This is a genomic window from Streptomyces sp. NPDC026062, assembly GCF_055568375.1.
In genome coordinates this window covers 1-18,396 of sequence record NZ_JBVHOQ010000039.1, presented here as the reverse complement: position 1 = coordinate 18,396, position 18,396 = coordinate 1, and the positions used below count along the sequence as shown (strand labels likewise).

Here is an 18,396-nt window from a genome sequence, read left to right as displayed (position 1 = left end):
GTCCAGCGTTCGTAGATAGGGGGTTCGGGGCCGGTCAGTTCGCGGTCCAGCCGCCGTCCATGGAGAGCGAGGTGCCCGTGATGTGCCCGGTGCGCGGCCCGCACAGCCACAGGACCGCCTCCGCGACGTCCGCCGGCTCGATCAGCCGCTTGATCGCGCTGCGTTCCAGCATCACCCGCGCCACCACGTCCGCCTCCGAGATGCCGTGCGTCCGTGCCTGGTCGGCGATCTGGTTCTCGACCAGCGGCGTGCGTACGTAACCGGGGCAGACGCAGTTGCTCGTCACCCCGTGCTCCGCCGCTTCGAGCGCGACCACCTTGCTCAGCCCCTCCAGTGCGTGCTTGGCCGTCACATAGGCCGATTTGTACGGGCTCGCGCGCAGCCCGTGCACCGACGAGATGTTGACCACGCGCCCCCAGCCGCGTTCGTACATCCCCGGCAGGGTCCGGCGCAAGATGCGGAACGGGGTCTCCACCATGACCCGCTGGATCAGCGCGAAGCGGTCCGGCGGGAACGTGTGGACGGGCGCGACGTGCTGGATCCCCGCGTTGTTGACCACGACGTCGACATCGGCCGGCAGCGTGTCGACGACCTCGGGGTCGCCCAGGTCCACCACCCAGGCCGTCCCGCCGAGCTCCCGGGCCAGGCTCTCCGCGGCCTCGCCCGACCTGTCCACGACATGCACATGCGCACCCGCCCCGGCCAGCGCCTGCGCACAGGCCCGCCCGATGCCGCTCGCCGCACCGGTCACCAGCGCGGTGCGCCCGGCCAGCAGCGGTTCTGCGGACGCCTGTCGTGGTCCGCCACCCGGGGAGGGGGCGGCGGGGGCGTGATCCGGTCTGCGGGAAGTCTCCATGGCCGTCACCGTAGGTACGCGACGGCCCGTGTCACATGGCGCCGGTGCACACACCCGCCCGCCCCGGCATGGTGGCGGCGTACGTGGTGTGTGCACCGGCCCGGTCCGTCAGTGCGCGGCGTCCAGCACCGCCCGCTGCTCCTCGGTCAGTTCCAGGTCCACCGCCGCCAGACTCTCGTCCAGCTGCGCCACCGACGAGGCACCGACCAGCGGGACCACCGGGACCTCTCCGCCGATGAGCCAGGCCAGCACCACCTGACCGGGGGGCGCCCCGGTGGCATCGGCCACCGTCCTCAGCGCCTCCTGGCGGGCGGCGGTCCCCGGATGCTCGAACTCCGGGCCCAGCGGCCGGTCCGAACGGCTGTAGGCGCCGCCCAGCAGCGGCGAGTAGGCCACCGGGACGAGGGAGGGCTCGGCGCGGAGGTAGCTCAGCAGATCGCCCGACATGATCCCCTCCCGGCCGTCGGGGGAGCGCGGACTCGGCTGGTCCGTGCGCTGCCGCAGATAGCTGTGGTGGTACTGGAGCACCTCGTACCCGGGCAGTCCGGCGGCCGCCGCGAGCGCGCGGGCCCGTTCGACCTGCCACGCCCAGTGGTTGCTCACGCCCAGCAGTCCGACGGTGCCCTCGGTGACCAGTTCACCGAAGGCCCCGACGGTCTCGGCCATGGGCACTGCGCCGTCCTGGACGTGGGCGTAGAGCAGGTCCAGCTTCGCCACCCCGAGGTTCTCCCGGCTGCGCTCGGCGGACTCCCGGATCACCTTGGCGGACAGGCCCTCGATGTCGCGGGAGAATCCGGTGCTTGGCGCGTTCGGGCGGGCGCCGAGCTTGGTCGCGATGACGATCTCGTCGCCCACCCCCCGGCTGCGGCGCCAGCGGCCGAGCAACCGCTCGCTCTCGCCGCCCTGGGTGCCGTCGACCCAGAACGCGTAGTTGTTGGACGTGTCGATGAACGTGCCGCCGGCCTCGGCGTACCGGTCCAGGATCGCGAAGGACGTCGCCTCGTCGGTCAGCGTGCCCATCCGCATGGCACCGAGGCTGAGCACACTCACCTCCCGGCGCGTCCGAGGGCCGGTGCCGATGGTGCGGTAACGCATGTGGTTCCCCTCCCGGCGCCCGGATCGGTACGGGCGCGCCGAATCACGCAGTCTGCATGCTGGAGCGCGCTCCAGGTCAACCCCGGGCGCCCTGCACCCAGGGCGCCGGCCGCAGCGCAACGGCGGCGGCGCACACAGCCGGGGCCGGGGAGTGTCCACCGGTCCCATGGGCGGGGACGGGCCCGGCTCATAGGTTCCGGCAGCAACCCGTACCCCCCACTCTCCGACCAGGGAGGCAGCCCCGTGCGCCCATCCATCCTGAGACGTCTGCTCCGCCGCATGGCGTCCACGGCCGTCCTCGGCCTGCTCGCCGCGATGCTGAGCGGCACCGCCGCGCAGCCCGCCGCCGCCGCGGGCCTCCAGCAGGTGACCGGCTTCGGAACCAATCCCGGCAACCTCCAGATGTACGCGTACACCCCTGCGGGGCTCCCCGCGAACGCGCCGCTCGTCGTCGCCCTGCACGGCTGCACCCAGACGGCGAACGCGTACTACGCGAACTCCGGCTGGCCGAGGTTCGCCGACACCTGGGGCTTCGCCGTCGTCTTCCCGCAGACCACCTCCGCGAACAACTCGCTCTCCTGCTTCAGCTGGTTCGACCCGGCCGAGGACACCCGGGGCAAGGGTGAGGCCGCCTCCGTCGTGCAGATGGTCGACTACGCGAAGGAGCACTACGGCTCCGACGGCCGCCGGGTGTACGTCACCGGCCTCTCGGCCGGCGGCGGAATGACCGCGGACCTGCTCGCCGCCTACCCGGACGTGTTCGCGGGCGGCTCGGTGGCCTCGGGGCTGCCCGCCCAGTGCGCGACGAGCCAGGCCGCCGCCTCCGGCTGCCAGACGGGCCCGCAGAAGCTCAGCCCCGCGCAGTGGGGCGACAAGGTCCGCGCCGCCCATCCCGGTTACACCGGTCCCTGGCCCCGCGTCGCGATCTGGCAGGGCACCTCGGACTACACGGTCTACCCGGCCAACGCCACGGCACTGCGCGACCAGTGGACGGACGTCTGGGGCATCGGCCAGACGCCCTCGTCCACCGACACCCTCCCGGGCAACACCACCCGCGGCGTCTACGACGACGCCTCCGGGAACCCGGCGGTGGAGACGTACTCCGTCTCCGGCATGGGCCACGGCCTTCCCGTGAGCCCCGGGACGGGCGACCAGCAGTGCGGGACGACGGCCGCGTACTTCCTGAACACGATCTGCTCGACGTACTACACGGGAGTCTTCTGGGGCCTGGACGGCGGCACCCCCGGCGGGGGCGGCGACCAGCTCCCGGCGCCCGGGGGCGTGACCGTCACCGGCACCACGGACACCACGGCCGCCCTGTCCTGGAACCCGGTCGAGGGCGCCGCCTCGTACGCCGTCCGCCGCGACGGGACGACGGTCGCCTCGCCCGCCACCACCTCGTACACGGACACCGGACTCACCGCCGGGACCGCCTACCGCTACACCGTGACGGCCCTCGACGGATCGGGCACGGCCGGCGCGGCATCGGCCCAGGTGACGGCGACCACCACGGGCGGCGGCGCCCCCGCCACCTGCCACTCCGCCACCAACTACGCGCATGTGACGGCGGGCAGGGCCCACACCTCCGGCGGGTACGTGTACGCCAACGGCTCGAACCAGAACATGGGCCTCTACAACGTCTTCGTCACCCACACCCTGAAGGAGTCACCGGCGGGCTACTTCGTGATCGCGGACAGCGGCTGTACGGCCTGACACACGGGAAGGACAGGAACAGGACGGGACGGGCCCCGGCGGCGCACCTCGGAACCCGAGCGCCACCGGGGCCCGCCGTCCTTCCCGTCCCGTTCCGTCCCTTCCCGTCCGTCAGGCGTACGCGGACGCCACGAGACGCGCGGCGATCTCCCGTCCGCCCTGTCCGCCCGTGAGGACCGTGTAGTGGTTGACGTCCTTCACGGCCACCGGCTCCACCCGGGTCCCGCCCAGGTCGGCCGCCGCCAGCCGCTGTTCGTCGTACAGCCCCTGCTCCTCGTCCATCAGGCCCCGCGCCGCCCACAGCAGCGTCGCTTCGACGGGCAGCTTCCGTACCGCCGTCAGCACCTCCGCGTCGAACAGGCCGACGCCGTCCGTGCGGATGGCCTCGATCCGGCAGGACGAACGCAGGGCGGGCTCGTCGCCCGTCAGATCGCGCTGGATGTACGCGTCCACCTCGTCCGACCAGGAGTCCGCGAACGCGGGATGGGCCTGCCAGAAGGCGCGGTAGGCCGCCCGGTCCGGGAACGTCATCGACAGCCGGTCCATCGCCGGGCCGATCACCGCCGTCATCAGCTCGTCGGGGGAGAGATGAGTCGGCGCGGGGAAGCCGATGCCGCCGTCGACGAGCAGCAGCGGGCCGAAGCGGTCCGGGTGGCGCACCGAGGCCAGTGCCGCCACGAACGCGCCCATCGAGTGACCCGCCAGCACCACCCGGCCCAGGCCCAGGGCCTCGGCCAGGGCGGCGATGTCGTCCGCGTGCGCGGCTATGCCGTACGGGCCCGGAAGAGCCGAACTCCCGGCCCTGCCCCGCAGATCCGGGGCGATCAGCGTGACACGTCCTGCCAGCTGCCGGGCCACCGTGCCCCAGGAGAGCGCGTTGGCGGTGATGCCGTGCAGTGCCAGCACGGTCGGCGCCTGCGGATCGGTGGCCGGCCAGCGCAGCGCGGCCAGCAGGCCCCCGTTCACAGGGACTTCGATCTCCTCGTACGCGGTCATCGGTCTCCGTTCTCCTTCCGGTGCGCGACAGCCCTCAGCCTGGACGGCAGCCGGGCCAGGCCGCCGGGCAGCAGATGTACCACGGCCACGAACAGCACCCCCAGCAGGAACAGCGGCTGGGAGAGCGGGACCCGGAGCACCCCCGGCAGATCGGCGACCGCTCCCGAACCGGCCAGGTCGCCCAGCCGGTGGTCGGCCCAGGTGTAGAGGATGCCGCCGACCATCGGGCCCCAGCGGGTGCCCGAGCCGCCCAGCACCACCATCACCAGCAGCGAAAGCGTGAAGTCGGACGTGGTGGTCTGCGGTGTGGAGCCGCCGGTCAGGAGCAGGTGGACGATGCCGCCGAGCGCGGCGAGCGCGCCCGCGACGACGAAGGCCGTCAGCTTGAATCCGTACGGCTTCAGGCCCAGCACCTCCACCCGGCGCTCGTTCTCCTTGATGCCCTCCCAGACGCGCCCGGTGGGGGAGCGGACCGCCCAGGCGACGACGGACAGGGTGAGGACGAGATAGGCCAGCGCGATCCAGTAGAGGTTCGCGGTGTGGTCGATGCCCACGAGCCAGGACGGGAGCAGATCGGCCGGGGCCGCCCGGCCCTCCTCCCCGCCCGTGAACCCGCCGGGGTTGCGGGACACCAGGATCGAGCCGGCCTGGGCGAAGGCGAGGGTCACCATGGAGAAGCCGATGCCGGTGACCCGCAGGCTCACCGATCCCAGGACCAGGGCCAGGGCGGTCCCGAAGAGCAGCCCGAGGACCGCGGCGAGGGCGAAGGGGAGCCCCGCCTCCAGCAGGAACATGTTGGTGTGGCGTAACTGCCCGAAGCGAAGTACAGGGCGTGGCCGAACGAGAGCAGTCCGGTGCGGCCGAGCAGCAGATCGTAGCCCGTGGCCAGCGCGCCGAACAGCAGGCACGTGGCCAGGAGTTGCAGGCTGCCCGCGCTGCCGAGCGGGCCGTCCAGCAGACCCGGTACGGGTACGGCGCTGAACGGCGCGACGGCCAGGACCAGCAGGACGGCCGCCGGCCACCAGCGCAGCAGCCGGGATGTGTTGGCCGCCCCCTTCGGGGCCACCGCGCCCTCGGTACGGTCAGGTGCCTCGATGGCGGTGCTCACGCGAGCCTCCCCGTCAGTCCGCGCGGGCGGATCAGCAGCAGCGCGGCGAGCAGGACGACGACCGCCAGATCGCCGAGGCCCGCCGCGGTGTAGTAGTTGGCGAACTGCTGGACCAGGCCGATGACGACGGACGCCACGGCGGCGCCGGTCACCGAGCCCATGCCGCCGGTGACCACGACGACGAACGCGAAGATCAGCAGCGAGGTGCCCTGGCGGGGGTCGACCGAACCGAAGTACAGCCCGCCGAGCGCCCCGCCGAGCGCCGCGGCGCAGCCCCCGATCGCGAAGACGAGCGTGAACGCCTTGCGGACGTCGACGCCGAGCGCGGTGACCATCGCCCGGTCCTCGACACCGGCCCGCACGACGAGCCCGTGCCGGGTCCGGCCCAGGAACAGCCGCAGCGCCACCAGCACCACGACCGCCGCCGCGACCAGGACGAGGCGGTTGACGGGGACCTGCGCGCCCAGCAGTCCGAAGGTGCCCGACAGTGCCTCGGGTCCCGGGAAGGTCCGGGCGTCCGAGCCCCAGATGCCCGACAGCAGTGCCGGGACGGCGAGCCCGACACCGACCGTGGCGAGTACCTGTTCGCGGGGCCGGGTGTAGAGCGGGCGGACGACGGCGAGTTCCAGCAGCACGGCGGCCGCGGTGCCCACCGCCGTACCGAACAGGACCGCGAGGACGAAGCCGGCGCCGCCGGGCCCCGCGCCGGGCAGATTCCCGGACGCGGCCCACCAGGTGCCGTACGCGCCGATGGAGAGCAGCGCCCCGTGCGCGAAGTTGAGGACGTCCATCAGGCCGAAGATCAGCGAGAGTCCGGACGCCACGAGGAAGTAGAGGGCTCCCAGACCGAGTCCGGTCATGGTGAGCAGCACGACGGTGGACATCAGGAATCCGCCTCCGCGGTGTGTGGGGTCAGCGGTCCGTGGCCCACGCCGAGCAGCCTGCGGGCCGCCTCCGCGTCGCCGAGCAGCCCGGCCGCCGGGCCGCGGTGGGCGGTCCGGCCGTCGGCCAGCACCACGCAGTGCGCGGCGAGGCGCCGGACGACGGCGAGGTTCTGCTCCACGAGCAGTACCGGTACCGCCTCGGCGGCCCGCTCCAGCACCTGGGCGACCTCGGTGACGACCTTCGGCGCCAGGCCCTTGGTGGGTTCGTCCGCGATGATCAGCCGGTTGGTGTTGAGCAGGGTGCGGCCGATGGCGACCATCTGCTGCTGTCCGCCGGACAGGGTCCCGGCCAACTGACGTGCTCTTTTCCTGAGTTCGGGAAAGAGTTCATGGACCAGCGCATACGCGGGCTCGCCCGCCCCGCGCCGCTCCGCCAGCCGCAGGTTCTCCGCGACCGTCAGCCCCGCGAAGACGCCCCGGTCCTCGGGGGCGTAGCCGATCCCGCGCCGGACGAGCGCGTGGGTCGGCAGCGTCACGGTCTCCTCGCCGTCCAGGCGGACGCTGCCCTCGCGCGGGACGAGGCCGAGGATGCCGCGTACGGTCGTGGTCTTCCCGGCCCCGTTGCGGCCGAGCAGTGCGGTCACACCGTGGGCGGCGACATCCAGGTCGACGCCGTGCAGGATGTGACGGCCGCCGATCAGGACCCGCAGGTCCCGCACGTCGAGGAGGGGTTGCTCCGTGGTCACAGCCCCTCCCCGAGGTAGGCCTGCTGCACGGTCGGATCGGCGGTGACGGCCTCGGGGGTGTCCAGGGCGAGCAGCCGGCCGTGGTGCATCACGGCCAGCCGGTCCGCGAGGCCCAGCAGGACGTCCATGTGGTGCTCGACCATGAGGACCGTGCGCCCCTCCTCCCGGTGCAGGGTGCGGATGAGCTCGGTGAGAGCGGGGACCTCCTCGGCGCTCACCCCGGCCATCGGCTCGTCGAGCAGCATCAGCCGGGGCTCGCCGACCAGCAGCACGGCGAGCTCCAGCTTCCGCTTCTCGCCGTGCGACAGTTCGGCGGCCGTGGCCCCGGCCCGGTGGCCGAGGCCGGTGCGCTCCAGGACGCCCGCCACATCGGCGGTGTACGGGTCGGCGCGCCGCCAGAGGCGGTACGAACCGCCCCGGGCGGCCTGCGCGGCGAGCCGTACGTGGTCGGCCACGCTCATCGCGGGCCAGAGGCTGGACGTCTGGAAGGTCCGGCCGATGCCGCGCCGGGCCCGGACGTGCGCCGGCCGGTCCGTGATGTCCGCGCCGTCCAGCGCGATCGTGCCGTCGGTGGGCAGGGTGATCCCGCTGACCAGGTTGAACAGGGATGTCTTGCCTGCCCCGTTGGGGCCGATGAAGGCGAGGAACTCGCCCTCGCGGACGCTCAGGGAGACGTCCTGGACGATGGTCGCGCCGCCGACGCTCCAGCCGAGCCCGTCCAGCCGGAGGACGGGGGCCGGCGGTTCCGCCGGGCCGCCGTTCCGGTGTCCGAGGGTGTGGGGTGCGGTCATGGGTCAGCCCGCCGAGGGCTTCGCGGGCGGTGCCACGGTGTCCATCGCCTCGGTGTCCAGCAGCTCCGGCTTCAGGGCGGTGCCCTTGCCGGACAGCCGGGCCACGAACATCGGCTGGAGCAGCGCGTGGTCCTCGGCCCGGACCCGCTGTTTGCCCTTGGCCCCGTCGAAGGCCCAGCCCTCCAGGGCCTTCACCATCGCGGCCGGGTCGGTGGCGCTGCCCTCCGCGACGGCCCGCACGACCATCTGGGCCGCGGTGAAGCCGTCCGGCGTGAACAGGTCGGGTGTGCCGCCCGCCTTCGTCACCCCGTCCAGCATCGCCTTCTCCACGGCGTTGCCGCCGCCCGCGCCCGGGAAGTAGTGCGCCAGGAACGACACCTTGGCCCCGGCCGCCCCGAAGACGGGGTACGAGGCGGTTCCGGCGAGGCCGGTGACGACCTTGCCCGCGCCCAGCACGCCCTGCTGGTCCAGCGCGGTCCACAGGGCCGGGGCGGTGGACCCGGCCCAGGCGACGAAGACCAGGTCCGGCCCGCCCGCCTTGACCTGCCGGGCGAAGGGCGTCAGGTCCGTCGCGCTGGGCGGCGCCAGTACGGAGCCGACCTTCGCGCCCTTGCCGCCGAGGACCGCCTTCACGGCGGCGACGTTGGCCTGGCCGAACGTGGAGTCCTGCGCGAGGACCGTGACCTTCTTGCCCTTGGCCTCGCCGAGCATCGCGCCCGCCGTCAGGATGTCCTGGTAGGACTGGCGGCCCGAGCGGAAGGTGTAGTCGTTGACGCCGGTCACCGCGTCGGTGGCCGCCGGACCGCTGACGTACAGCACCTTGTTCTGCGCGGCGAGCGGTGCCATCTGGAGGGCGACGCCGGAGTCGGTGGTGCCGGCCAGCACCTTGTAGCCCTTGCCGATCAGGTTCTTCGCGGCGGAGACCGCCTTGCCGGGGTCGCCCGCGTCGTCCTGCTCGGTGACCTCGATACGGTGGCCGGCGACCTTGCCCGTGCCCTTCGTCGCGTAGTCCAGGCCCGCCATGAAGCCGTCGCGGTACTGCTTGCCGTAGTCCGCGAGCAGCCCGGTCCGGGAGTAGACCAGGCCGACCTTCACCGGCGCGTCGGCGGCCGACTTCCCTGACCCGCCGGAGCCGGATTCGCCCGCCGTGCCGGCGGCGGTGCAGCCGGTCAGCAGCAGACCGGCGGCGGCCAGTACGGCGACGGTACGGGTGTCGGTGAGGGATCTGCGGGATCTGCTGGCTCTGCGACGCATGGTGACCGGCTCCTCGGCGTGTTCCTGTGATGTCGCCGAACCGTATGAACACCGTGCCGTCGTCGATATGGTGCAGGGCGCCCCACCTGACCCGGAGGCCATGTGGGCGCCGTACATGGGCAGCCGCCCGCCGGACTCAGCCGGCGGGCCGCCCCGCGGTCAGGTCGATCAGCCTGCACACCGTCTCGATGTCGATCTTCACCTGCGCGATCGAGGCCCGGCCGGACAGCCAGGTGATCAGCGCCGAGTGCCAGGTGTGCTCGATGACCCGGACGGCCGAGAGCTGTTCGGGCGTCGGGTGGTCGAGGCCCATCGCGTCCAGGATGATCGCCGTCGTGAGCCGCGAGACCGTGTCCACCTCGGGGCTCACGCTGCGGTCCGCGAAGGTCAGGGCGCGCACCATCGCGTCCGCCAGGTGCGGTTCGCGCTGCATCGCGCGGAAGGCGCGCATCAGGGTGTCGGCGACCCGCTCCGCCGCGTCGTCCCCGGCCGGAGGCCGCTTGCGGAGCGTCCCGTGCATGTGCTGGAGCTGATCCTGCATGGTCGCGACCAGCAGATGGACCTTGGAGGGGAAGTAGCGGTACAGGGTGCCCAGGGCCACCCCGGCGGCCTCCGCCACCTCGCGCATCTGGACGGCCTCGAAACCGCCCCGGCTGGCGAGCTGGGCGCTGGCGTGCAGGATGCGGCGGCGGCGGGCCTCCTGGCGTTCCGTCAGGGGCGGCGATGCCGGTCTGGCTTCCGCTGTCATGTGTCCCATCCCCAGGGCTTGTCTCCGCGGCCGTGAGACCGCGGCGGCCGGTCCGGCGGCGCACAGCATGCCAGGGTGCGTGCCGTGGTGCGAATCACCTGATCCGGCCGTTGCGCCACTGCTACCTGCCGGTAGATTCATAGCTCATCGAACGTTCGAGCCCCCGACCGGCCGCCCTCCGTTTGCCGGTCGGTCTATAACTTGTTCTAGATTAGCGTGAGCGGTTACGCTCCGGCGAACACGCAGTGAGAAGGGGGCCGAGTGTGACCGCTGAGGCCATAGCGTCGGGCCCCCGTGCGGGCGCGGACAGATCATCGGACACGGAGGCCGTCGGCGACCGCCCTCTGCGCATCGCCCTCCTCACCTACAAGGGCAACCCCTACTGCGGCGGCCAGGGCGTCTACGTACGCCATCTCGCCCGGGAGCTCGCCCGCCTCGGCCACAGCGTCGAGGTGATCGGCGCCCAGCCCTACCCCGTACTCGACGAGGGCGTCCCGCTCACCGAACTGCCGAGCCTGGATCTCTACCGGCAGCCCGACCCGTTCCGCACCCCGAAGCGCGGCGAGTACCGGGACTGGATCGACGCCACCGAGGTCGCCACCATGTGGACCGGCGGCTTCCCCGAACCGCTCACCTTCAGCCTCCGTGTCCGGCGCCATCTCGCCGCCCGGCGCGGCGAGTTCGACGTCATACACGACAACCAGACGCTCGGCTACGGGCTCCTCGCCGACCTCGGCGCCCCCCTCGTCACCACGATCCACCACCCCATCACCGTCGACCGGAAGCTCGACCTCGACGCCGCCCCGACCCGCCGCCGCCGCGCGTCCGTGCGCCGCTGGTACGCCTTCACCCGCATGCAGAAGCGGGTCGCGCGCAGGCTGCCGTCCGTGCTCACCGTCTCCGGCTCCTCCAAACAGGAGATCGTCGAGCACCTGGGGGTGCGTCCGAACCGGGTCCGTGTCGTGCACATCGGCGCGGACACCGACCTCTGGTCGCCCGATCCCGCCGTCGCCGAGGTGCCCGGCCGGATCGTCACCACCTCCAGTGCCGACGTCCCGCTCAAGGGCCTCGTCCACCTCGTGGAGGCGCTGGCCAAGCTCCGTACCGGGAACCCCGCCGCCCATCTCGTGGTCGTCGGCCGCCGGGCCGAGGACGGGCCGGTCGCCCAGGCCATCGAGCGGCACGGACTCGGCGACGCCGTCGAGTTCGTCAAGGGCATCAGCGACACCGAACTCGTCGACCTGGTGCGCGGCGCCCAGATAGCCTGCGTCCCTTCGCTGTACGAGGGTTTCTCCCTGCCCGCCGCCGAGGCCATGGCCACCGGCACGCCCCTCGTCGCCACCACCGGCGGCGCGATCCCCGAGGTCGCCGGCCCCGACGGCGAGACCTGTCTGGCCGTCCCGCCCGCCGACGCCGGGGCCCTGGCCGACGCGCTCGGCCGGCTGCTCGGCGACCCGGAGCTGCGCGCGCGGCTCGGGGCCGCGGGACGCGAACGGGTCCTCACCCGGTTCACCTGGAAGCAGGCGGCGATCGGCACCGCCGCGCTCTACCGGGAGGCGATCGCGGCCCGCGCCGCCACCGGCCCCGGCGGCCGACGATGACGCCCCGCCTCCCGATCCCCTGACCCCGCACACCCTCCCGACTCCCTCGACCGCGAAAGCAGGCATTCGTGCTGACCGTGGACTTCACCCGCTTCCCGCTCGCCGCAGGCGACCGAGTGCTCGACCTGGGCTGCGGCGCCGGACGCCACGCCTTCGAGTGCTACCGGCGCGGCGCCCAGGTCGTGGCTCTCGACCAGAACGGCGAGGAGATCCGCGAGGTCGCGAAGTGGTTCGCCGCGATGAAGGAGGCCGGGGAGGCGCCCGAGGGGGCCACCGCCACCGCGATGGAGGGTGACGCGCTCAATCTGCCGTTCCCCGACGAGTCCTTCGACGTCGTGATCATCTCCGAGGTCATGGAGCACATCCCCGACGACAAGGGCGTGCTCGCCGAGATGGTCCGGGTCCTCAAGCCCGGCGGCCGGATCGCGGTCACCGTGCCCCGCTACGGCCCCGAGAAGGTCTGCTGGACGCTCTCCGACGCCTACCACGAGGTCGAGGGCGGCCACATCCGTATCTACAAGGCCGATGAGCTGCTGGGCAAGATCCGCGGCGCCGGTCTCAAGCCGTACGGCAGCCATCACGCCCATGCCCTGCACTCGCCCTACTGGTGGCTCAAGTGTGCCTTCGGGGTGGACAACGAAAAGGCGCTGCCGGTGCGGGCGTACCACAAGCTGCTCGTCTGGGACATCATGAAGAAGCCGATGGCCACCCGGGTCGCCGAGCAGCTGCTCAACCCGATCGTCGGCAAGAGCTTCGTGGCCTACGCGACCAAGCCGCACCTGCCGCTGGCCCGCGCCGCCGCGGCCCCCGCGCCGGCCGCCGACTCCGCCGAGGCCGAGGCCGAGGCGTGAGTCTTCCCGAGCGGACCGAACACCTCGTCCTGCCCGGAGTACTCACCGCCGAGCAGGCCGCGGAGACCGTCGCCGCCGTGCTCGCCGTGCAGTGCGACAACGGCGCGATCCCGTGGTTCCGGGGCCACCACCTCGACCCGTGGGACCACACCGAGGCCGCCATGGCCCTGGACGCGGCCGGCGAGCACACCGCCGCGGAACGCGCGTACGAGTGGCTGGCCCGCAGTCAGAACGAGGACGGCTCCTGGTACGCGGCCTACCACGACGGTGACCCGGAACAGCCCACCGACCGCAGCCTGGAGACCAACTTCTGCGCCTACGTGGCCGTTGGTGTCTGGCACCACTACCTCGCCACCGGCGACGACGCGTTCGTCGACCGGATGTGGCCGACGGTCTACGCCGCCGTCGAGTTCGTCCTGCGGCTCCAGCAGCCCGGCGGCCAGATCGGCTGGAAGCAGGAGCCCGACGGAACCCGGGTGGCGGACGCGCTGCTGACCGGCTCCTCCTCCATCCACCAGGCCCTGCGCTGCGCGCTCGCACTTGCCGAGAGCCGGGAAGAGCCGCAGCCCGACTGGGAGTTGGCGACCGGGGCGCTGGGGCACGCGATCCGCAGCCACCCCGAGCGCTTCCTCGACAAGAGCCGCTACTCGATGGACTGGTACTACCCGGTCCTCGGCGGCGCGATCGGCGGACCGGCCGCCCAGCAGCGGATCGACGAGGGCTGGGAACGCTTCGTCGTCCCGGACCTCGGGGTCCGCTGTGTGCTGCCCAACCCCTGGGTGACCGGCGGTGAGAGCTGCGAACTGGCCCTGGCCCTCTGGGTGATGGGCGAGTCCGACCGGGCCCTGGAGATCCTCCAGTCCATCCAGCACCTGCGGGCCGAGGGCGGGATGTACTGGACGGGGTACGTCTTCGAGGGCAACCGGGCGTTCTGGCCCGAGGAGCACACGGCGTGGACCGCCGGATCGCTCCTGCTGGCAGTGGCCGCGCTCGGAGGGGACGAGGCGACCACTGCTGTCTTCGGCGGAGAACGGCTGCCGAAGGGGCTTGAGCCGGACTGCTGCGGCTGAGCGCCCGCCGGCCTTCCGGCCTGCTCAGCGCCGGATACGGCCTGCCACCGCGTGACCGATGAAGAGGTACACGACGGCTGCCAGGCCGTATCCGCAGACGACCCGGGCCCATGCCGCGTCGAAGGTGAACATGTCGTACGACCAGCCTGCGAGCCACCGGGCACTGTCCCGCACGAACTCGACCAGGTCGTTGCCCCGGTTGGCGTCGAGCAGGTACATCAGGATCCACAGGCCGATGATGAAAGCCATGATGTCGGCCACCAGGGCTATGACACGTGCTGCGGTACTGCTTCCGTTGCCTCGTCTGTAAGACATGGACTCCGGGTTGCCGTTTTCGGCCCGGTGAAACACGGACGGCGGTGCCGGGGTGGCGGGGCGGGACCGCCGGAGCCAGCCTGGCGGGGGAGCGCCGGGCCCCGGCGCCTCCCGTGATGTCCCCGGTCAGGGAGGCCCGCCGTGCCCCGTTCCGTACCGCTGCGCCGACTCCTCGTGGCGCTGCTGCTGTCCTGCTCGGTGCTGGTGAGCGCCACCGCGTGCGGGAGCGACGACGACAACGGCGGCGGCGCGAGCGGTTCGGCCTCGCCCACCGTCACGTCCTCGGCCCAGGCGCAGAAGTTCGCCAAGACGCGGTTCGTCGCCAACGCGGGGCTCGCGGCGGGTGCGACGTACCAGTGGATCGTCAAGCCCTACCGCGCCGGGAAGTTCAAGAAGGGCACGGACGGACGGACCTTCGCACTGGTCAAGGCCGGGCTCGCGGGCGGATTCGCCTACAACCGGCTCCGGGCGGCCTCCGACAACGCCAAGGGTGATCCGCTGCTGGCGAAGGCGGTCGCCCCGCTGACCGCGGGCATCGAGTCCCTCAAGGGCATGGCCACCAAGCTCCGCAAGGGCGAGACGGGCGACGGGGAGATCGGCACGTTCGAGAGCGTCATCAACAGCGTCAAGGACGCCGGGAAGAGCGCGGGCGCCGAGGTGAAGGACAAGGTGCCGTCCGCCTCGCAGCTCAGCGGATAACCCCATGTGGGGCGGGTCGTGACCGCACTACAGTACGGGCATGACCCACCTCGCGCATGAGCGCTACTGCCACGAAATCGTCCTGCTGACCGAGACGTTGAGAAAGGCGATCAGTGGCGCGGACCTCGGCGTGACGGTTCCCACCTGTCCGGAGTGGACCCTGCGCGACCTCGCCGTCCACGTCGGCGGCGCCCACCGCTGGGTCACCGAGATCATCCGCACCCGGGCCACCGATGAGGTTCCGGAGGGCCAGGTGCCGTCGGCTACCCCCGACGGCGACGACCCCGCCGTGCTCGACGCCTGGCTGGCGGACGGGGCGGCCGGCGCCGCCGAGGCGCTGCGGGAAGCGGGCCCGGACACGGAGCTCTGGTCCTGGTACCGGGACCGGAACGCGGGCTTCTGGGCGCGGCGCATGGCGATAGAGACAGTCGTCCACCTGGCGGACGCGGCCCTGGCCGCGGAGGTGCCGTACACGATGGCGCCCGAGCTGGCCGCCGACACGATCGACGAGTGGCTGGAGATCGTCTCCTTCTCCCAGGCCGAGGGCGATCCGGAGGCCGCGGAGCTGCGCGGCGGCGGCCGCTCCCTCCACCTGCACGCCACGGACGTACCGGACGCCGAGTGGCTGATCGAGTTCGGCGAGGACGGCTTCACCTGGCGCCGCGCACACGGAAAGGCAACCGTGGCGCTGCGGGGCCCGCTCACCGACCTGATGCTGGTCTTCAACCGCCGCCTGGCCCCGGACAGCGACCGCGTCGAGGTGCTGGGTGACGCGGAACTGCTGGACTTCTGGCTGGCCCGGTCCTCCTTCGGCTGACCGGCACGGCGGGACGCGGCCGGTGTGCGGGCCGGGCGGGACTGGGCCAAGCTGGACGGGCAGCCGTCCCGCCCCGACCAGCCCCGCCCGTCCCGGCCGACCAGCCCCGTCCCGTCCCGCCCCGTCCCGTCCCGCCAGGAGGTGTCCATGGACCCGGTCCTGGCCCTGGAGCGGATCGCCTTCCTGCTGGAGCGGGGCAAGGCCGACACCTACCGCGTCCAGGCCTTCCGCACCGCCGCCCGCACGGTGGCGGCGATGGGCGAGGGCGAGGCCGTGGAACGGGTCACGAACGGCTCCCTGGAACGGGTCAGGGGCATCGGCCCCCGCACCGCCCAGGTGATCCGCGAGGCGGTCGCCGGACGGACGCCCGCCTACCTTGAGCGCCTGGAGACCGAGGCCGAGGAGAGCGGCCCGCTCACCGAGGGCGGTGAACGCCTGCTCGCTCTGCTGCGCGGCGACTGCCATCTGCACTCCGACTGGTCGGACGGCGGCAGCACCATCGAGGAGATGGGCCGTACGGCGGCGGAGCTCGGCCACGACTGGGCGGTGCTCACCGACCACTCGCCCCGGCTGACGGTCGCCAACGGGCTCTCGCCCGAGCGGCTGCGGCAGCAGCTCGACACGGTGGCCGAACTCAACGAGCGCTGGGCGCCGTTCCGGCTGCTGACCGGCATCGAGTGCGACATCCACCTCGACGGCTCCCTCGACCAGGAGGACGAACTGCTGGAACGGCTGGACCTCGTCGTGGTGTCCGTCCACTCCAGACTGCGGATGGACCCCGCGCCGATGACCCGCCGGCTCCTCGCCGCCGTCCGCCACCCCCGGGCGAACATCCTCGGCCACTGCACGGGGCGCCTGCTCACCGGCAGGGGCCGCCCCGAATCCCGCTTCGACGCGGCCGAGGTCTTCGCCGCCTGCGCCGAGGCGGGCACGGCGGTGGAGATCAACAGCAGACCCGAGCGCCTGGACCCGCCCCGCCGCCTACTGCGCCGCGCCGTGGCGGCGGGCACCCTGTTCGCCGTCGACACGGACGCCCACGCCCCCGGCCAACTGGACTGGCAGGCCTACGGCTGCGCCCGCGCCGAGGAGTGCGGTGTCCCGGCGGAACGCGTCGTCACGACGTGGACGGCGGACGAACTGCTCGGCTGGACACGGGAGGGGCGGCTGCCGGACGGTGCGCGGACGGGGTCCTGAGCCCGGCCGGCAGCATCACGCGACGCGGGACATGCCGGAGGAGGCGGGGCGACGGAGTCGCGGCGCGGGACATGCCGGAGGAGGCGGGGCGACGGAGTCGCGGCGCGGGGACAGCCCCTAGCTGTTGCGCTGGACCTGCGAGATGATGCGCTGGGCGTCCACGCCGAACATGGCCGACTCGCGTAGCAGAGCCCATGTGCGCTGGTAGACGGCGATGCTGTCGGCGTCGTCCATCCAGAGTTCCGCGTGCCAGTCCTCGACGACGACCAGCCTGTCGTCATAGATCCAGAACCCGTTCGCGGGTTGGATCTTCAGCGGGGCGGCGAACGGTACGATCCCCAGCTCCACCGTATCGAGACCGGTGAGGCCGGACAGCCGGTCGAGTTGGGCTGCCAGCACCGCAGTGGTGCATACGAGGGCTCGCAACGCCCCTTCCCACATGATGATCCGGTGCCGCTTCCTGCGGTCGTACAGCGCTTCCTGGCGTCGCACCCGGGCCCGTACGGCCTCTTCGGTGTCCTTGGGGGAGCGCATCAACTGGGCATGACGGGTGAACACGGCGCGGGCGTAGTCCGGAGTCTGCACCATCCCGGGAATGAGGGCGTTCTCCCAGACGTACAGGGTGGTGGTCCGGGCGTGCTCGGCGGTGATCGCGTCCTGGACGGGGCGGTGCCCTGAGGCCAGTTGGCGGCGCCAGGACCTGACGTGGGATTCAAGGCCTCTGAGACGTGAGTGGAGTTCGGCCACGGCGTCGGGCCTGCCGGTGGCTGCCGCCCATGCCGAGAGGTCGGCGGCGGTCGCGGTTTGCCGCCCATTCTCCAGTTTGTAGATCTTGGAGTGCGGCCAGCCGAGCCGTTCGCCCAGTTGCGGACCGGTGAGCCGGCCCTCGGGGCCCGAGATCCGGAGCTCCCGGAGCCGTGCGCCGAGGGCGTCTCGCGCCGTTTGGAAGTCTGTGCTCACCGGTCACACGCTAACTGTCAGAGATTCGAGGCGAAGACGTCGTACCGGATCGCGTGATGCCATGCCGCGTCCCGAGCCTGGGCGTAGCGGTTCACTTCAGCCGGCTCGGTGATCAGCTCAACATCGACGAGGTCATCGTCCTCATCGAAGTTGAGGAGTGCCACGAGGCGTGAGTCGAAGATCCAGAAGTCCTCTGCGGGAAGCCTCAGCCGGTCGGCGTCGGCCCGCCCCAGGTTCCGGATGTCCTCTCCAGCGGAGCAGTTACGCCTCGCGTTGTCGAGGAGGTACAACTGCCCCGGCGTCGGCGGGCTGTCGACGGTCCGGACTCGCTCGAACCGCTTTCCCTGTCCGGTTTGCGCTCGGACGTTCCGGCACCAGTCGTCGTCGTAGTCCCACTGGGCAGGCAGACCGGCGGCGAACTGCGCGTATGTATCGGTGACTTCATCGGACGCGAACCGACGCCGCGATTCCAGCCGCCAAGCCGTGTGCTCGAACGTCTCGAACAGCCTCCCGAACGCCTCCAGGTCGATGATGCGCGGGGTGCGGGTCTTGGGAGCGAAGTCGACCAGTAGTTCTCGGGGCACCACGATCGGGACTTCTCCGGTGAACCGTCCCGGGTCAGGTGGAGGCTCGATTCCGTGAAAGGATTGAGTCATGGCACGACCCTCCCGTTACCCCCTTGAGCTGCGCCGCCGTGC

18 protein-coding genes and 1 pseudogene are annotated in these 18,396 nt (G+C 72.2%); 7 read left to right on the top strand and 12 right to left on the bottom strand.

All coding sequences use genetic code 11. The features are described 5' to 3' along the window. Nucleotides 1–34: 34 nt before the first annotated feature. The gene (locus tag ACZ4LX_RS29270) at nt 35–856 is read right to left on the bottom strand and encodes a 3-hydroxybutyrate dehydrogenase (protein WP_467641757.1); all 822 of its coding nucleotides are present in this window, start codon (nt 854–856) and stop codon (nt 35–37) included. A gap of 108 nt (nt 857–964) precedes the next feature. Continuing rightward, nucleotides 965–1,951, bottom strand: a complete 987-nt coding sequence (locus ACZ4LX_RS29265) for an aldo/keto reductase (protein ID WP_467641754.1) — start codon at nt 1,949–1,951, stop codon at nt 965–967. A gap of 243 nt (nt 1,952–2,194) precedes the next feature. On the opposite strand from ACZ4LX_RS29265, the gene ACZ4LX_RS29260 reads away from it, so the two are divergent. Then, a complete protein-coding gene (locus ACZ4LX_RS29260) occupies nt 2,195–3,664 on the top strand; it encodes an extracellular catalytic domain type 1 short-chain-length polyhydroxyalkanoate depolymerase (RefSeq protein ID WP_467641751.1) in 1,470 nt (489 codons plus the stop codon). A gap of 111 nt (nt 3,665–3,775) precedes the next feature. On the opposite strand, the gene ACZ4LX_RS29255 is transcribed toward ACZ4LX_RS29260, so the two are convergent. The 7 genes and pseudogenes from ACZ4LX_RS29255 to ACZ4LX_RS29225 form a co-directional block, all read right to left on the bottom strand. After that, complete coding sequence (locus ACZ4LX_RS29255; protein WP_467641748.1) at nt 3,776–4,660, bottom strand: alpha/beta hydrolase; 885 nt, start codon at nt 4,658–4,660, stop codon at nt 3,776–3,778. After that, a pseudogene (locus ACZ4LX_RS29250) lies at nt 4,657–5,768 on the bottom strand (branched-chain amino acid ABC transporter permease). The gene ACZ4LX_RS29255 and the pseudogene ACZ4LX_RS29250 overlap by 4 nt, the downstream one beginning before the upstream one ends. Beyond that, nucleotides 5,765–6,652, bottom strand: a complete 888-nt coding sequence (locus tag ACZ4LX_RS29245) for a branched-chain amino acid ABC transporter permease (RefSeq protein WP_467641745.1) — start codon at nt 6,650–6,652, stop codon at nt 5,765–5,767. Before ACZ4LX_RS29245 ends, ACZ4LX_RS29250 begins: the two are co-directional and overlap by 4 nt. Beyond that, on the bottom strand, nt 6,652–7,398 hold the full coding sequence (locus tag ACZ4LX_RS29240; RefSeq protein ID WP_467641742.1) for an ABC transporter ATP-binding protein: 747 nt from the start codon (nt 7,396–7,398) through the stop codon (nt 6,652–6,654). The genes ACZ4LX_RS29245 and ACZ4LX_RS29240 overlap by 1 nt, the downstream gene beginning before the upstream one ends. Beyond that, the gene (locus tag ACZ4LX_RS29235) at nt 7,395–8,189 is read right to left on the bottom strand and encodes an ABC transporter ATP-binding protein (RefSeq protein WP_467641739.1); all 795 of its coding nucleotides are present in this window, start codon (nt 8,187–8,189) and stop codon (nt 7,395–7,397) included. The genes ACZ4LX_RS29240 and ACZ4LX_RS29235 overlap by 4 nt, the downstream gene beginning before the upstream one ends. A 3-nt stretch (nt 8,190–8,192) precedes the next feature. After that, on the bottom strand, nt 8,193–9,443 hold the full coding sequence (locus ACZ4LX_RS29230) for a substrate-binding domain-containing protein (RefSeq protein WP_467641737.1): 1,251 nt from the start codon (nt 9,441–9,443) through the stop codon (nt 8,193–8,195). Nucleotides 9,444–9,579: 136 nt separating this feature from the next. Next, nucleotides 9,580–10,191, bottom strand: coding sequence for a TetR family transcriptional regulator (locus ACZ4LX_RS29225; protein WP_467641734.1), 612 nt, complete (start codon nt 10,189–10,191; stop codon nt 9,580–9,582). Between the two features lie 263 nt (nt 10,192–10,454). Between ACZ4LX_RS29225 and ACZ4LX_RS29220 the strand changes: the two genes are divergently transcribed. The 3 genes from ACZ4LX_RS29220 to ACZ4LX_RS29210 all read left to right on the top strand — a co-directional run bounded on the left by ACZ4LX_RS29220 (nt 10,455) and on the right by ACZ4LX_RS29210 (nt 13,713). Then, nucleotides 10,455–11,792, top strand: a complete 1,338-nt coding sequence (locus ACZ4LX_RS29220; RefSeq protein ID WP_467641731.1) for a glycosyltransferase family 4 protein — start codon at nt 10,455–10,457, stop codon at nt 11,790–11,792. Between the two features lie 68 nt (nt 11,793–11,860). Beyond that, on the top strand, nt 11,861–12,643 hold the full coding sequence (locus ACZ4LX_RS29215) for a class I SAM-dependent methyltransferase (RefSeq protein ID WP_467641728.1): 783 nt from the start codon (nt 11,861–11,863) through the stop codon (nt 12,641–12,643). Further along, nucleotides 12,640–13,713 carry a prenyltransferase/squalene oxidase repeat-containing protein gene (locus ACZ4LX_RS29210; protein ID WP_467641725.1) on the top strand — a complete coding sequence of 358 codons (1,074 nt, stop codon included), beginning with the start codon at nt 12,640–12,642 and terminating at the stop codon, nt 13,711–13,713. The genes ACZ4LX_RS29215 and ACZ4LX_RS29210 overlap by 4 nt, the downstream gene beginning before the upstream one ends. Nucleotides 13,714–13,737: 24 nt before the next feature. Here the strand turns inward: ACZ4LX_RS29210 and ACZ4LX_RS29205 are convergent, their stop codons facing one another. Further along, complete coding sequence (locus tag ACZ4LX_RS29205; RefSeq protein WP_467641722.1) at nt 13,738–14,028, bottom strand: hypothetical protein; 291 nt, start codon at nt 14,026–14,028, stop codon at nt 13,738–13,740. A gap of 141 nt (nt 14,029–14,169) precedes the next feature. Between ACZ4LX_RS29205 and ACZ4LX_RS29200 the strand changes: the two genes are divergently transcribed. The 3 genes from ACZ4LX_RS29200 (at nt 14,170) to ACZ4LX_RS29190 (ending at nt 16,738) form a co-directional block, all read left to right on the top strand. Then, a complete protein-coding gene (locus ACZ4LX_RS29200; protein ID WP_467641719.1) occupies nt 14,170–14,727 on the top strand; it encodes a hypothetical protein in 558 nt (185 codons plus the stop codon). A gap of 40 nt (nt 14,728–14,767) precedes the next feature. After that, nucleotides 14,768–15,544 carry a maleylpyruvate isomerase family mycothiol-dependent enzyme gene (locus ACZ4LX_RS29195; protein WP_467641716.1) on the top strand — a complete coding sequence of 259 codons (777 nt, stop codon included), beginning with the start codon at nt 14,768–14,770 and terminating at the stop codon, nt 15,542–15,544. Nucleotides 15,545–15,691: 147 nt separating this feature from the next. Beyond that, complete coding sequence (locus ACZ4LX_RS29190; RefSeq protein ID WP_467642194.1) at nt 15,692–16,738, top strand: PHP domain-containing protein; 1,047 nt, start codon at nt 15,692–15,694, stop codon at nt 16,736–16,738. 117 nt (nt 16,739–16,855) lie between these two features. On the opposite strand, the gene ACZ4LX_RS29185 is transcribed toward ACZ4LX_RS29190, so the two are convergent. Together ACZ4LX_RS29185 and ACZ4LX_RS29180 are read right to left on the bottom strand one after the other, a co-directional pair. Beyond that, the gene (locus tag ACZ4LX_RS29185) at nt 16,856–17,698 is read right to left on the bottom strand and encodes a helix-turn-helix domain-containing protein (protein WP_467641713.1); all 843 of its coding nucleotides are present in this window, start codon (nt 17,696–17,698) and stop codon (nt 16,856–16,858) included. Nucleotides 17,699–17,715: 17 nt separating this feature from the next. Next, a complete protein-coding gene (locus tag ACZ4LX_RS29180) occupies nt 17,716–18,354 on the bottom strand; it encodes a DUF6879 family protein (RefSeq protein WP_467641710.1) in 639 nt (212 codons plus the stop codon). Nucleotides 18,355–18,396: the final 42 nt, after the last annotated feature.

Excerpts from the sequence above, each read along its gene's own strand:
- ACZ4LX_RS29195 (WP_467641716.1), top strand. The coding sequence starts at position 14,768 with ATGACCCACCTCGCGCATGAGCGCTACTGCCACGAAATCGTCCTGCTG.
- ACZ4LX_RS29255 (WP_467641748.1), bottom strand. The coding sequence starts at position 4,660 with ATGACCGCGTACGAGGAGATCGAAGTCCCTGTGAACGGGGGCCTGCTG.
- ACZ4LX_RS29270 (WP_467641757.1), bottom strand. The coding sequence starts at position 856 with ATGGAGACTTCCCGCAGACCGGATCACGCCCCCGCCGCCCCCTCCCCG.
- ACZ4LX_RS29235 (WP_467641739.1), bottom strand. The coding sequence starts at position 8,189 with ATGACCGCACCCCACACCCTCGGACACCGGAACGGCGGCCCGGCGGAA.
- ACZ4LX_RS29230 (WP_467641737.1), bottom strand. The coding sequence starts at position 9,443 with ATGCGTCGCAGAGCCAGCAGATCCCGCAGATCCCTCACCGACACCCGT.
- ACZ4LX_RS29225 (WP_467641734.1), bottom strand. The coding sequence starts at position 10,191 with ATGACAGCGGAAGCCAGACCGGCATCGCCGCCCCTGACGGAACGCCAG.
- ACZ4LX_RS29245 (WP_467641745.1), bottom strand. The coding sequence starts at position 6,652 with ATGTCCACCGTCGTGCTGCTCACCATGACCGGACTCGGTCTGGGAGCC.
- ACZ4LX_RS29205 (WP_467641722.1), bottom strand. The coding sequence starts at position 14,028 with ATGTCTTACAGACGAGGCAACGGAAGCAGTACCGCAGCACGTGTCATA.
- ACZ4LX_RS29265 (WP_467641754.1), bottom strand. The coding sequence starts at position 1,951 with ATGCGTTACCGCACCATCGGCACCGGCCCTCGGACGCGCCGGGAGGTG.
- ACZ4LX_RS29190 (WP_467642194.1), top strand. The coding sequence starts at position 15,692 with ATGGACCCGGTCCTGGCCCTGGAGCGGATCGCCTTCCTGCTGGAGCGG.
- ACZ4LX_RS29180 (WP_467641710.1), bottom strand. The coding sequence starts at position 18,354 with ATGACTCAATCCTTTCACGGAATCGAGCCTCCACCTGACCCGGGACGG.